Origin of the sequence: Streptomyces sp. NPDC002573, assembly GCF_042889625.1 — a bacterium.
In the GTDB taxonomy this organism is placed as follows: domain Bacteria; phylum Actinomycetota; class Actinomycetes; order Streptomycetales; family Streptomycetaceae; genus Streptomyces; species Streptomyces gibsoniae.
Window position 1 is genome coordinate 25138 of the sequence record NZ_JBIARC010000014.1, and the last position, 14059, is coordinate 39196.

The window sequence follows — 14059 nt, forward strand, 5'->3', positions numbered from 1 at the left end:
ACACGAAAACGGGACAGCGCAACCGCCTCCCCCGAGGTCGCTTTCCGTCGGGGTCATGGACATGCCCCGACCGGACGGTCAGGATGGCGGACAGAGCAAGGATGGCGGATACACCGAACCGCAGCCGTGCCCGCCACCCGCGACCGCCAGGAGGCCCGTCGGATGAGCACCCGTCCGTTGCCCGTCAGCACGCCCGCCGAGCAGGGCGTCGACGCCCGCGGGATCCATGCGTTCCTCGACGCGGTGGAGGCGGACCCGGACATCGAGCCGCACAGCGTCATGATCCTGCGCCATGGCCGACTGGTGGCCTCCGGCTGGTGGGCGCCGTACACCGCCGACCGCCTCCATCTGCTGTACTCGCTCAGCAAGAGCTTCACCTCCACGGCCGCAGGGGTGGCCGTCGCCGAGGGGCTCCTCGACCTCGACGCGCCCGTGATCTCGTACTTCCCGGAGTTCGAGGCGGACATCACCGACCCGCGCAGCCGCGCCATGCTGGTCCGGCACGTCGCGTCCATGGCGAGCGGGCACCTCGCCGAGACCAACGACCAGGCGTTCGGCACCGACCGGGCCGAACCCGTGCGCGGCTTTCTGCTGATCCCGCCGGACCGGGACCCCGGCACCGTCTTCGCCTACAACCAGCCCGCGACCTACACCCTGGCCGCTATCGTCCAGCGCTGCTCCGGCCAGTCCCTCACCGAGTATCTGCGCCCCCGGATCCTGGATCCGCTCGGCATCGGCGAGGTCGCCTGGATCCAGCATCCGCGCGGCCGCGACCTCGGCTTCAGCGGACTGCACGCCACCACGGACGCCATCGCCCGCCTGGGCCTGCTGTACCTCCAGGACGGCGTCTGGGAGGGCAAGCGCCTGCTGCCGTCCTCCTGGGTCGCCGAGGCGACCCGCCCGCACATCCCCACCGCCGACGGCACTCTCAAGGACATCGGCTCCGACTGGCAGCACGGCTACGGCTTCCAGTTCTGGATGTCGCGGCACGGATACCGCGGCGACGGGGCCTACGGCCAGTTCTGCGTCGTCCTGCCGCAGCACGACGCCGTGATCGCCACGACCGCGGCCACCGGGCAGATGCAGCAGCTGCTCGACGCGGTGTGGCGCCATCTGCTGCCCGCGTTCGGCCCCGACCCGCTCCCGGACCGCGCCGACGAGGACAAGGCGCTCCAGCACCGTCTCGACGGGCTTGCCCTGCCCCCGGTCGCCGCCCGTCCCGCGCCCACGACGGCCTCCGACCTCTGGTCGGGGGCCCGGCTCACGCCCGAGGGCGGCCGCTGCGCCGGCCAGCCCGGACTGACCGCGGTCGAGATCTCCGGCCCGGACGGCGGCTGGACGGTGACCCTGGTGGAGGGCGACGACCGCCTCGTGCTGCGCGTCCCCGACCCCGGCTGGGCCGTCGAGGAGGGGCGCGTCCCCACAGCCGTGAGCGGCGGCTGGACGGACCCGGACACCCTGCGGCTCGACGTCGTGTTCCTGCAGACACCGCACCGGCTCACCGTGACCGGCACCCTCGACGCGGACAACCCCGGCGCCGGCACCTTCACCGCCCGCTGGCATACCGCGCCCCTGCACGGCGGCCCGATGCGCCGCAACCGGGCACCCCTCAGTTCCCGAGAGGAGCCGGTACCACGCGGATGACCGCGGCGGTGACATTGTCCTCGCCGCCCGCGTCCAAGGCGCGGCTCACCAGTGCCCGCGCGTCGGCCAGTACGTTCCGCCCCTGCCGCCCGAGCAGCCTCAGCAGCCCGGCGGCGTCCGGCAGATGCCGCCACAGACCGTCCGTGCACAGCAGCAGCCGGCCGGGCACCCGGGGCCGATGGCCCCGCACCCGTGCGGTCACCGGCCCGGCGTCGGCGCCCAGCCAGGCGGTGAGAACGTCGTGGTCGCCCGTGTCGTCCTCGGACATGAGCAGACCCGGCCCCTCGCCGGGCAGCCAGTAGGCACGGCTGTCACCGATCCAGGCGCTCCAGATCCCCTCCGGACCGGCGACGCCCGCGACGAACGTACAGGCGGGCGCGCCGTCCCGCACGGCCGCCAGAGCGCTCACCGCCCGGCCCGCGCGCCCGGCCGCCTCGGCCAGCGCCACCTCCGGCAACTGCCCCTCCCGCAACCGGGCGATCAGGGCGGCCGCCGCGGCCTTGACGGCGACCCGGGCCGCACGCTCCGGCCGCGGTGACAGGGACACCCCGTCACAGACCACCCCGACCGTCCACAGTCCGGTGGCGGCCAGCGTCAGGGCGTCCGCGTTGACCTCCTGCCCGTGGCCCCGGTCGCTGACCCCGGCCGCGTCGGAGCCCACCGTGATCTCCACATGCGCACGGAAGGCCGGCTGCGCCACGCCGCAGTGCCGGCAGACACCGTCGGGCGCGACCGTGCCGCCGCATCGGACACATTCCATGGTTTCGGCCATCAGTCGGGCACCTCGACTCGCCCCGGCCTGCCGCGGCCCGGGACCAGTGGCTGCCGACGGGCCGTCGGACTCGCGCCCGGTGCCGTGCCGGGCGTCGCGAGCCGGTGAACCTTGCCGGTCACGGCACTAGCGGAGCGTGTCCGCCCAGTTCGCCGGGACACGGCCGGTCGGCCCCGGCACCGGCTGGTCGAGCGGATGAGAGATCGGGGGAGCCAGCTCGGGCCCCGACTCGTACAACTCGGAGGTGGTGTAGTCCCAGAACCAGTCCTCCTCCGGCTCGAAGCTGCGGATCACCGGGTGCCCGGTGGCTTGGTAGTGCGCCGTCGCGTGCTTGGAAGGGGAGTCGTCGCAGCAGCCGATGTGCCCGCACTGCGCGCAGCGCCGCAGATGGACCCACCACCCGCCCGCCGCGTCGCACTCCGCGCAGCCCGTGCCGCCGGGCGGGACGCTGGGATCGATCCCGCTGGCTGTCGTCATGATGCCTCCACTGGTGTCTCGGAACCGGGCTGCGTGCCGGAGTTCTGCCGAGGGACGTCGGAGTCCGCGGCGGTGAGCGGCAGCCATACCTGGAACCGGGTGTCCCCCGGCTCCGAGCGGACGTCGATGCTGCCGTGGTGCTTGTTGACGACGATGCGCCAGGAGATGTCCAGGCCCAGTCCGGTGCCCTGGCCGACCGGCTTCGTGGTGAAGAACGGGTCGAAGATACGGCCGCGGATCTCCGGCGGCACGCCGGGTCCCGTGTCACCGAACTCGACCAGCAGCTGGTCCCGGTCGAGCGCCGTCCGCACGGTCAGCGTCCCGTCCCCGTCCACCTCGTTCATGGCCGACACCGCGTTGTCGACGAGGTTGGTCCACACCTGGTTCAGCTCGCCGGGGTAGGCGGGGATGTTCGGCAGGGTGCGGTCGTAGTCCTTGACCACGGTGATCCGGGGGCCGAGCTTGGCGGAGAGCATCAGCAGGGTGCTGTCCAGAAGTTCGTGCACATCCACGACCTGGTACGGGGCCCGGTCGAGCTGCGAGTACTGCCGCGCCGCGTCGACGAGGGTGGAGACCCGCGTCGTGGAGTCCTCGATCTCGATCATCAGCAGCTCGGTCTCGACCGTGTAGTTGAGCCAGCGGATCGCGCCCTCCAGGGTCCCCTCGTCCACGGCCGCCGCGATCTGGTCCAGCCAGTCGGTGTCGAGACCGGCCTGCACGAAGGCCGGCGCGAGCTGCCAGGCGCCCGGGATGCCGTGGTCGTCCAGCCAGTCGCCGAGCGCGTCCTCCCGGTCGGACGCCTCAAGAGGACTGAGCGGGGCGGCCTTCGCGACCTGCTCCGCCGTCCGCTCCTGGATGTCCACCAGCGTCCGCAGCGTGTCCGGCTCGTACCGCCCGGCCGCGATCACCCCTAGCTTGTGCCGCATCCCGGCCACCCGCTCGCGCAGCGCCGACGTGGCCCGCACCGCCGCGGCCGCCGGGTTGTTGAGCTCATGGGTGAGCCCCGCGGACAGCGAGCCCAGCGCCAGCAGCCGTTCCCGCTGGTTGACGACCTCCTGGATGCTCTTGGTGCCGAAGAACAGCCCCTCCAGCAGATGCACCGCCATCGGGAACCAGTCCCGCATCACGGCGGCGAACGTGTGCGCGGGCAGGATGAAGAACCGCGACGGCTCGGTGACCCGCATCGACCCGTTGTACTGCACGGCCTGCGCCCGGTCGCCCAGGTACGCCTGGAAGGCGCCCGAGTACACGCCGCGTTGCGAGGTCCGGGTGACCTCCACATCGTCGATGCCGACCCGCCGCGAGAGCACCAGCGTGCCTTCGAGGAGCACGAAGAAGCAGGTGGCGGGGTCGCCCTCGGTGTACACCGGGCCGGGCTCGAACTCCTCCACCCGCCCTTCCCGGCACAGCCGCGCCAACTGCTCGTCGCTCAGCTTCTCGAACAGGAAGAGCGTCTTCAGCTCCGCCCTGTCGCACGCCAGCGGCCGGCCGCTCATGTCCACTCCCCGGGCTGCGGGTTCATGACTGCTCCAGATACCGGTGGACGAGCATCACGGCCATCGCCCCCTCGCCCACCGCGGAGGCGACCCGCTTGGCGGACTCGGCGCGTGCGTCACCCGCCACGAACACACCGGGGACGTTGGTCTCCAGGTGGTACGGGGGCCGGTCCAGCTCCCAGCCCGGCGGCGGCTGCCCGTCGCACGTCATGTCGGGGCCGGTCAGGATGAAGCCGTGGTCGTCGCGCAGCACGGTCCCCTCCAGCCAATCCGTCAGCGGAGCAGCCCCGATGAACACGAACAGCCATGGTGTGCCGACGAGTTCGGTCTCTCCCGTCGACACGTCCCGCAGCGTCAGCTGCTCCAGGTGCTGGGTGCCGTGCGCCGCGTCCACCACGGTGTTGGTGCGCACGACGATGTTCGGCGTCTCGGCGATCTGCTGGACCAGATAGTGAGACATCGACGCCGACAGCGACTTGCCGCGTACGAGCAGGGTGACCGACTTGCAGTTGCGGGACAGGAACATGGCCGCCTGGCCCGCGGAGTTGGCACCGCCGACGATGTACACGTTCTGGTCCGTACAGGCCGGTGCCTCCGTGAGCGCCGCGCCGTAGAAGACCCCGCGCCCCGTCAGGTCCCGCAGGCCCGGGGCCGCGAGTTGCCGGTAGGACACACCGGTCGCCAGGATCACGCTGTGCGCGGAGATGGCGGGCCCGTCCGAGAACCGCACGATCCGCGCGGCCCCGTTGACCTCCAGGGCGGACACCTCCCGCGCGGTGAGGATCTCCGCGCCGAACTTCTTGGCCTGCCGTCGCGCCCGGTCGGTCAACTGCGCGCCCGACACCCCGTCGGGGAAGCCGAGATAGTTCTCGATCCGAGAGCTCTGCCCGGCCTGTCCGCCGGTGGCGGACCGCTCCACGAGAAGCGTCCGCAGCCCCTCCGACGCCCCGTACAGCGCGGCCCCGAGTCCGGCGGGCCCGCCGCCGATCACCACGAGATCGTAGAACTCGGCGGTCGGGTTCGTCGCCAGCCCCACGTGCTCGGCGAGCTCCGCGTCCTCCGGCTCGACCAGCGGGGTGGCGTCAGGGGTGACGACGAGGGGCAGCCGCTCCCCGTCCTCCCCGGCCGCCGCCAGCAGCCGCCTGCCCTCCGGGGTGTCGACCGAGTACCAGCGGTAGGGCACCTGGTTGCGGGCGAGGAAGTCGCGGACCTGCGCGGACCGTGCCGACCAGCGGTGCCCGACCACCTTGGTGGTGGGAACCGGCCGGTAGTCCGAGGTCCGCCAGGCCTCCAGCAGATCGTCCAGGACCGGGTAGAGCTTCTCTTCCGGCGGGTCCCACGGCTTGAGGAGATAGTGGTCGAGGTCGATCACATTGATCGCGTCGATGGCCGCGTTGGTGTCCGCGTACGCGGTCAGCAGCACCCGCCGGGCACCCGGGTAGACGTCCAGGGCCAGTTCCAGGAACTCGATGCCGTTCATCTCCGGCATCCGGTAGTCGGCCATGATCACGGCCACCAGATCGCCGCGCAGCTTCAGTTCCCGCAGCGCGTCCAGCGCGCTCTGGCCGGACTCGGCCCGCACGATGCGGTACGACTCGCCGTACCGGCGCCGAAGATCACGGGCCACGGCGCGCGACACCCCGGGATCGTCGTCCACGGTCAGGATGACGGTCCGTGCAGCTGCACCGGCAGCCTGTGTCATAGAGTCTCCCGCCCCGAACTCTTCGCGTCTCGCCCATCGTATGTTCGATCGACCGGTTTCGCCTCGGAACCCGGCGAGCACCGGAACCGGTAGCGTGTGATCAACGGAGAGCGAACGAGGAGGCAGCCGTATGACCCGCCCCGTCACCGTGGGAGTGGACGGATCACCGGAGAGCGCCGCCGCAGCGGCCTGGGCGGGACGCGAGGCGGTGCGCCGTGACCTCCCGCTGCGGATCGTGCACGCCTGGCAGTGGCAGTCGTACGACCTCGCCCCCACCGCCGACCGGGACGCCCAGGCCGCGTGGGCGGAACAGCTCGCGCAGGAGACCCGGGCCACGATCGCCGAACGGCACCCGGGGCTGACCGTGAACGCCGAGGCCGTGGAGGGCGGGTCCGTGGACACGCTGACGGCGGAGGCGGCGGCGGCCGAACTGCTGGTGCTGGGCTCGCGCGGGCACGGCGCCCTCGTGGGCTTCCTGCTGGGCTCGGTGGGCCGGCAGGTGATCGCCGAGTCCGCCGCGCCCGTGGTGCTCGTGCGCTCGGACGACCGGGCCACGGCCGAGGCGGCGGGCCGGGAGATCATCGTCGGCCAGCACGGGGATCCGGAGGACGGCGCGGCCGCTCTCGGGTTCGCCTTCGCGACCGCCGCGGCCCGGGGAGCGGCCGTGCGCGTCGTACGGGCCTGGAGCCTGCCGCCCGTGTTCGCCTACAGCCCGGCCTCGCTGAAGCTGCTCGACGAGGCCGGCGGTCTGGAGCCGTACGAGCGCAAGGCGCTGGACGAGGCGCTGCGGCCCTGGCGGGAACGCTTCCCGGACGTACCGGTGACCGAGCACGTGGAGATGGGCAGCGCGGGCCAGGTCCTGCTGGAGGCGGCCGCCGGCGCCCAGCTCGTGGTGGTGGGACGGCACGCGAGCCTGCCCGTCGGACCGCGCATCGGCTCGGTGGCGCACGCGCTGCTGCACCACGCGCCCTGCCCCGTCGCGGTCGTACCCCCCGCCTGATCCGGCCGGGCGCACCGGTCCTCGGACCGCGGGCGCCCGCCCCGGCACGGCTCGAAGACCTGCCCGGGCGGTCGCATCACTTCGTCGCGCGGACCGCGCCTACAGCGTGCGGTCCAGGAGGGCCAGCAGCTCCGTCCAGTGGCGCTCCGCCGCCTCGGCGTCGTAGTGCGAGGTGTCGGCCTGGGTGAAGCCGTGCGGGGCGTCGGGATAGACCTCGCACCGGTGGCGCACCCCCGCTTCCGTCAGTGCCTTCTCCAGCCGCTCGATCTGCTCCGGCGGCAGTGAGGAGTCGTGGTCCGCGTGGCCGAAGTAGGCCTCCGCGGTGATGCGGTCGGCCACCAGGTGCGGGCTGTCGGGGGAGTCGGTGGCCAGCCGTCCGCCGTGGAAGCCGGCCACGGCGGCGATCCGCTCCGGGTAGGTGCCGGCGGCACGCAGGGAGAGCCGGGCGCCCATGCAGTAACCGGTGACCCCGACCGGCCCGTCGGCAGCCTGCGGGCAGTCGGCCAGCCAGCGCAGATAGGCGTCGGCATCGCGGTCGGCGACCTCGGGCGTCAGCTCCTGGACGAGCGGCATGAGCTGCTGGAAGAGCTCCGGGCGCTCGGACGTGTCGATGAACTCGGGCAGCTCCACGAGGGGAGCGCGCCCGTGCCGGTAGTAGAGATTGGGGACGAGGACGGTGTAGCCGTTCCCGGCCAGGCGGTCGGCCATCGCCTTCAGACCGGGACGCAGTCCGAAGGCGTCCATGTAGAGCAGGACCGCGGGGTGGGGGCTGTGGTCGGCCGGGTAGGCCAGATAGGCATCGGCCGTACCGTCCGGGGTGGGGATGTCCACGGACGTTCCACGAACGGCGGTCATAGGGGGTTCTCCTGCCTCTCGACGTCAGGTCGGCTGCGGTACGGCCGGGCCTGCGGACAACATCATCGCAACGCCGTCCGGCGCCCTGCGCCCGGGATCACCTCGGTGCGGCCCGCACCCGGGAACGTTCATGCGGATGGCGTGATGTACGTCGGCGGCGCCCGCCACCACGGGCCGGAACTCGCGCCGCGCGCGGCGGCGTTCGCGCTACGCCTCACCGAGGCCGTCGGCGTGCTCGGTGCCCAGGACGTCGTCGATGCCCTCCGTGCCGTGGAGGCGGGTCGCGAGAAGGATCGCGATGTCGTCGGGGCGGTCCGCCGTGTGCCGGGCCCGCTCGGTGAGCCGGTCCGCGATCCCCGTCAACGACAGGCCGCCCCGGCGGTGGGTGCCGTACTTCGTGCGGGACAACTCGGCGCGCAGCGCCTCGACCCCCTCGTCGATGTCGGCTCCCGGCCGCTCCACCAGGCCGTCGGTGTACAGCGCGAGCACGGCACCCGGTTCCAGTCGCAGATGGGTCACCGGGTAGTTGGCCTTGGGGTCCACCCCGAGCACCAGTCCGCCGGGCAGGTCGAGGACGTCGGTGCGACCGTCGGGATGGCGCAGCAGCGGCTGCGGATGGCCGGCCCGCGCGGCCCGGGCGTGCCCCGTGACCGGGTCCAGCCGGACATAGCAGCAGCTGGCGAACTGGCCCGGATCGAGGTCGATCAGCAGCCGGTTGGTGCCGCTCATCACCTGGTGCGGGGCGTGGTCGCCGAAGGCGAACGCCCGGACGGCGCTGCGCAGTTGCCCCATGGTGGCCGCGGCCTGCACCCCGTGCCCCTGGACGTCGCCGATGACCAGGGCGAGTCCGTCGCCGGCCTCGATGACGTCGTACCAGTCGCCGCCCACGTCCATGCCCTGGGTGCCGGGCAGATAGGTGCCCGCCGTCTCCACCTGGGGGTGGGTGGACAGCCGGTGCGGCAGCAGGGCCTCCTGCAGTCCGCGGGCGAGGGCGGCCTCGGAGTCGTAGCGCCGTGCCCGCTCCAGCGCCTGCGCGATCAGCCCGGCCAGCGCGGTGAGCACCGTGCGCTCCTCGTCGCTGAAGACACGCGGGCGCTCGAAGCCGAGGGTGCAGGCGCCCACCGGCCGTCCGGAGGCGATCAGCGGCAGGAAGGCCCGGGAGCCCTCGGTGGTGTCCAGCGGGAGGTCCGGGTAGGCGGCCGCGAACTGCTGCATCGACTCGAAGAACAGGGGGCGGCCCGTGGTGAGTGTGTCCACCCCCGGCAGCTTGGAATCCAGCCCGACTCCCTCGAACTGCGCGAGGTACCCGGCCGGGAAGCCCGTCTCCCAGGCCAGATACAGATGCCGCTCCTGCAGCAGATGGATGGCCAGCCGGTGGCCGCCGAACGCGGGCAGCAGTTCGCGCATCACCACTTCGGACACCTGGCGCGCGGTCACGGCCTCGGACAGCGCGATCGCGAGGATGACGGGGCGGTACACCGGCGCCGCCGCGTCCCAGGGGCTCAGCTGGTCCGCCGTTCTGTTCGACGCCTCGCTCAGCGAAGCCGTGTCGGCGGTGTGTCCGAACGGCATCACCCGGCAGGTGAGGACATCCGTGCCCGGATAGACCGAAAGGGTGAGCCAGTCGCCGTCCCCCTCCCGGTCGGCGCCCTCCACGGGACGGCGTACCTGGAAGTGCACCGGCTCCGGAGCCAGCAGCGCCGCCCGCAGATGGTCCTCGTACGCGGGCCGGTCCAGCCAGGGCAGCGCGTACCAGAGGTGCCGGCCCACCAGGTCCTGCGGCGAACTGCCGAGCAGGTCACCGGCGCGCGGGTTGACGTAGGTGATCAGGCCCATCCGGTCGAAGGCGAACACGCCGTCGGGCAGCAGGTCGGTGGCTCCCTGTGCGGCGGGGCCGGTTCCCGGATCGACCACGAGACCCCCGACCCGGTGCGGGCCTCCCGGCGCCGGGTTCTCCGCCCAGAACTCCATCAGACGCTGCCCGCCGTCCTTGGCCCGCACGCGCAGCGGGCGGGTCGGCGGGAAGCCCCCCGCGGTCTCACGCAGTGCCGACAGCACCAGGCGCGCGTCGTCCGGCGAGACCGCCTCGGCGAGCGCCTCGGGCGACCCGGCCAGGTCCTGCACGGCGCCCCCCGACAGTTCCTGGAAGGTGTCGTCCCCGGTCACCGTCTCCTTGGCCGGGTCCCAGACGAAGTGCCCGATACGGCTGCGGAGCCGGGCGGCGGCCGGGGGGCGCACACACAGCGGTGGGCCGTCCCAGACCACCGGGTCGCCGGCCTTCTCCAGGGCACCGAGGGCCTCGGCGAGACGTTCCGCGGTCGCCATCATCCGGTCCAGATCGGGCAGTGCCTCGATGGCCTGCGGTCCGGAGGGGCGCAGCACCATGAGGACGCCGTACGTCGTCGTGGCGCCCACCACGGGCACGTACACCGAGCCGAAGCGGAACGGCAGTCCGGCCGCCAGCTGCGGGTAGCGCCGCATCGTCTCCGTGGCGTCGTTGAGCACCACCGGGACCCCGAGCCGGAACGCGTCCGCGACGGGGAACGGCCGGTCCAGATGCAGCCGTGACCACGGCCGGAACAGGCTCGCGGGCAGCCCGGCGAGCACGGCCAGACGCAACACCTCTGGCGTGCTCGAGCGCAGGTACATGCCGCCCACCAGGCCGCCGGCGGCGTGGATCGCGTCTGCCACGGCGCCGGTCAGCACGGCGATGGTCGTCCCGGGCGCGCTGTCCGCGCTCTCGGCGCTCCCTTGCATCGGTCTGCCCTCGTCACGGGCTGTCGGGTCGGGTAACACAGCAAGAATGCGCCGTATCGCCCCGCATGCGCATCCGGACGACCGGGGGCGGCGCACTCTCCGGCCGCGGTCCGGAACGGGACGGCGCTGCCGTGGACGGCCCGTGCGGGACCGCCGGCGCCGGAACGAACGCCCCACCCGCCCGGGTGTGCCGTCGGCGGGCCTCGCGGTGAGCGTGCGCTGTCGCGCCGGAACGCGGGGCCTGCCCTACCTCACCCGGCGGAACACATCGTCGGAGGCGTCGTCCCAGGCGGGCGGGTCCTCCCCCCTCCGCTCCCGGGGGAGGCGCGACGAGGACTGGTACATGGCCTCGATCTCGGCCGCGTACCGGTGTACGACGGCGTCCCGGCGCAGCTTCATCGAGGGCGTCAGCAGTCCGCTCGCGACATCGAAGGGCTCCGGCAGGATCCGGAAGACCCGGATCGACTCGGACCGGGACACCGTGGTGTTGGCCGCGGCCACCGCCCGGGTGATCTCCTGCCGCAGGGCGTTCTCCTCCCGGGCCTCCCGACCCGCCGTGTCGCCCTGGGTGAACAGACCGCCGCGCCAGTGCGCCACGAACTCCGGGTCCAGGGTGATCAGGGCGCCCACACAGGGCCGGTTGTCGCCCACGACCACGGCCTGGTGAATGAGCGGATGCGCGCGCAGCCGCTCCTCGAGCGCGGCCGGAGCCACGCTCTTGCCGCCGCTCGTGACGATGATCTCCTTCTTGCGGCCCGTGATGGACAGATAGCCGTCGGAGTCCAGCTGCCCGAGATCGCCGGTGGCCAGCCAGCCGTCCCGCAGCACCGCACGGGTGCCGGCGTGGTCGTTGACGTACCCCTGGAACACCGACGCCCCGCGCACCAGGATCTCCCCGTCCTCGGCCACCCGTACCTGGACTCCCGGCAGGGGGCGCCCCACGGTGCCGGACTTCTCCCGCCCGACGGGCTGCACGGTGATGCCCCCGCCCGTCTCGGTGAGTCCGTAGCCGTCATGGACGGAGATGCCGATACCGGCGTAGAACAGGGCGAGTTCACGGTTCAGCGGCGATCCGCCGGAGACGGCGCCGTACACCCGGCCGCCCAGTGCGGCGCGCAGCTTGCGGTACACCGCCTTCTCGTACAGGGCGTGCTGAAGCTTCAGATCGATGCCGGGGCCGGACCCCGCTCCCATCCGCTGCCGCTCCACGGCCAGGGCGTAGTCCTGGGCCGTGCGCACGGCCCGCTCGAACAGGGCGCCGCGGCCCGCCTGCTGGGAGACGCGCAGGAAGTTCTTGTAGAGCTTCTCGAAGACGAACGGGACCGCGTACAGATAAGTGGGGCGGAAGGTCTGGAACGCGGATGCCAGGACGTCCGCGTTGAGCTCGGGCTCATGGCCCATGAGTAGTCCGCCGCGCAGACACAGTCCCTGGATCATCAGCCCGTACACATGGGAGAACGGCAGGAAGGCGAGAATGGCGGGCTGCTGGCCCGGCGGTGCTCCGGTGTGTCCCCAGCCGGCCAGGATCGTGTCGCAGGGGGCCGCCAGATTGCGGTGGCTCAGGGCGCAGCCGCGGGGGCGGCCGGTGGTGCCGGAGGTGTAGGCGACGACCGCGGTGGAGTCCGGCAGCACGATCCGGCGGAGCGAGTCGACGGTGGTGGCGGGCACCGGACGGCCGCGCACTACGAGTGCCTCCACGGCGCCGGAGTCCAGCTGCCACACGTGCCGCAGCTGGGGCAGCGAGGCGCAGACCGAGCCGACGGTCATGACGCCCTGCTCGTCCTCGACGACGACCGCGACGCAGTGCGCGTCCCTGAGGATCCACTCGACCTGTTCGTGCGAGGACGTCGGGTAGATCGGTACGACCTCGGCCCCGATCGCCCAGAGCGCACAGCTGAACAGGGTCCATTCGTAACGGGTGCGCGCCATGACGGCGACCCGGTTGCCGGGGCGGATGCCCGAGGCGACGAGTCCCCGGGCCAGATCGACCACCTCGTCGCGGAGTTCGCTCGCCGTCATCTGGATCCAGGGCGCTTCGGGGGGACCGATGCGGCGGGCGACCAGCGGCAGGCCGGGGTCCCGGTTCGCCGTGTCGAAGACGCTGTCCGCAAGTCCCCCCGACATGACCGGTACTGACGCCGTCATTGGGGCGGCCGCCCGGGCGTTCCCGAAGTCGCGCATGCGCCGTTCACGAGCCCTTCCTGCGACGCCCCCGACGCGTGCGGCATCGGCGGAGCTCGAATCTAGCCGAGGTTGCCGCCCGACGTGGAGGGAACCGACAAGGAACCCACAGCAATCGGGAGTACGGGCGCCACGGGGCCGAGGGGCGCCCGTCCGGGGGCGCCCCGTGCGGGCCGCCGGCTCACCAGCGGCCGGGCTCCGTACCGGTGACGGGCTCCGAGGGCCGGCCGTCCGGACCCACCGGGACCTCGCCCGCGAGCATCACCCGGTGCATGGTGCGGGGGTGCTCCGGGGTGACGAGATCGCCGGGGGCGAGATGGATGGTGGCGCGGTTGTCCCAGAAAGCGACGCTGCCGGGCTCCCAGCGGAACCGGACCGTGTACTCGGGGCGGGTGGCCTGTTCCAGCAGCATCTGCAGCACATGACCGCTCTCGGCGCGCGAGAGCCCGCGGATCTGCTCCACGTAGTAGCCGTTGACGAACAGCAACCGCTCGCCGGACTCCGGGTGCACACGGACGAGCGGGTGCTCGGAGGCCACCTGGTGGTCCAGCAGATGACGCAGATACGCGTCCTCGCCGGGCCGCGCCTGGTAGCCGACGCCGAGCCGGTGCTCGGCCCGCAGACCGTCCACGAAACGCCGTACGGGCTCCGAGAGGCCCGCGTAGGCGGCGGCCAGATTCGACCACTGGGTGTCCCCGCCGTACGGCGGCACGGTCTCGGCCCGCAGGATGGTCGCCGCGGGCGGATCGACACGGGCGCCGTGGTCGCAGTGCCAGCCCCGCAGCAGGGAGTGGCGCCGGCGCCGTAGCCACTCGTCGTGCTCCATGCCGTAGCGGCCGCCCAGTTCCAGCCGGTCGGCCGTCGTCTCGACCTCCGGGAAGTCCGCGGGCGAGGCGCTGCCGCGCCGGCCCAGGACGACGGGGTCGCCGAACCGCCGCGCGAGCGCGACGTGCGCGGCATGGTCCAGCCTCTGGTCCCGGAAGAACACCACCTTCCAGCGGAGTACGGCCGACCGGATCGCGGCCACCGTCGCGTCGTCCAGGTCGCCGGCCAGATCGACCCCGCTGATCTCGGCACCGATGCGGCCCGCGACGGGCCTCACCGAGATCCCGGTTGCGCCGTCCGTCGTCATACGGCCTCCGTCGGTCGTGCGGGCGGATGTGACGGGCCCAGCA

The 14059-nt window shown here is 72.8% G+C and carries 10 protein-coding genes; 2 read left to right on the top strand and 8 right to left on the bottom strand.

The genetic code is table 11. The annotated features are described in order from the left end of the window. Positions 1-162 precede the first annotated feature (162 nt). Positions 163-1644 carry a serine hydrolase domain-containing protein gene (locus tag ACFYX0_RS15790; RefSeq protein ID WP_388970611.1) on the top strand — a complete coding sequence of 494 codons (1482 nt, stop codon included), beginning with the start codon at positions 163-165 and terminating at the stop codon, positions 1642-1644. On the opposite strand, the gene ACFYX0_RS15795 is transcribed toward ACFYX0_RS15790, so the two are convergent. From ACFYX0_RS15795 to ACFYX0_RS15810, 4 genes are all read right to left on the bottom strand, one after another. After that, a complete protein-coding gene (locus ACFYX0_RS15795; protein ID WP_388970613.1) occupies positions 1610-2404 on the bottom strand; it encodes a PP2C family protein-serine/threonine phosphatase in 795 nt (264 codons plus the stop codon). The two genes, ACFYX0_RS15790 and ACFYX0_RS15795, sit on opposite strands and share 35 nt — an antisense overlap. A 138-nt stretch (positions 2405-2542) precedes the next feature. Beyond that, positions 2543-2893, bottom strand: a complete 351-nt coding sequence (locus ACFYX0_RS15800; RefSeq protein WP_388970615.1) for a UBP-type zinc finger domain-containing protein — start codon at positions 2891-2893, stop codon at positions 2543-2545. Then, positions 2890-4389 (bottom strand): ATP-binding protein, encoded by a 1500-nt coding sequence (locus ACFYX0_RS15805; protein ID WP_388970617.1) that lies wholly within the window; start codon positions 4387-4389, stop codon positions 2890-2892. Before ACFYX0_RS15805 ends, ACFYX0_RS15800 begins: the two co-directional genes overlap by 4 nt. 22 nt (positions 4390-4411) lie before the next feature. Continuing rightward, on the bottom strand, positions 4412-6091 hold the full coding sequence (locus ACFYX0_RS15810; RefSeq protein ID WP_388970619.1) for an FAD-dependent oxidoreductase: 1680 nt from the start codon (positions 6089-6091) through the stop codon (positions 4412-4414). Positions 6092-6221: 130 nt separating this feature from the next. Between ACFYX0_RS15810 and ACFYX0_RS15815 the strand changes: the two genes are divergently transcribed. Continuing rightward, entirely contained in the window at positions 6222-7091 is an 870-nt protein-coding gene (locus ACFYX0_RS15815) for a universal stress protein (RefSeq protein ID WP_388970621.1), read from the top strand. Positions 7092-7190: 99 nt separating this feature from the next. Here the strand turns inward: ACFYX0_RS15815 and ACFYX0_RS15820 are convergent, their stop codons facing one another. The 4 genes from ACFYX0_RS15820 to ACFYX0_RS15835 all read right to left on the bottom strand — a co-directional run bounded on the left by ACFYX0_RS15820 (position 7191) and on the right by ACFYX0_RS15835 (position 14016). Continuing rightward, positions 7191-7946 (bottom strand): dienelactone hydrolase family protein, encoded by a 756-nt coding sequence (locus ACFYX0_RS15820; RefSeq protein WP_388970622.1) that lies wholly within the window; start codon positions 7944-7946, stop codon positions 7191-7193. Between the two features lie 207 nt (positions 7947-8153). After that, positions 8154-10703 (bottom strand): SpoIIE family protein phosphatase, encoded by a 2550-nt coding sequence (locus ACFYX0_RS15825; protein ID WP_388970624.1) that lies wholly within the window; start codon positions 10701-10703, stop codon positions 8154-8156. 246 nt (positions 10704-10949) lie between these two features. Next, on the bottom strand, positions 10950-12884 hold the full coding sequence (locus ACFYX0_RS15830) for an AMP-dependent synthetase/ligase (protein ID WP_388970626.1): 1935 nt from the start codon (positions 12882-12884) through the stop codon (positions 10950-10952). Between the two features lie 181 nt (positions 12885-13065). Continuing rightward, positions 13066-14016, bottom strand: a complete 951-nt coding sequence (locus ACFYX0_RS15835; protein ID WP_388970628.1) for a TauD/TfdA dioxygenase family protein — start codon at positions 14014-14016, stop codon at positions 13066-13068. Positions 14017-14059 lie beyond the last annotated feature (43 nt).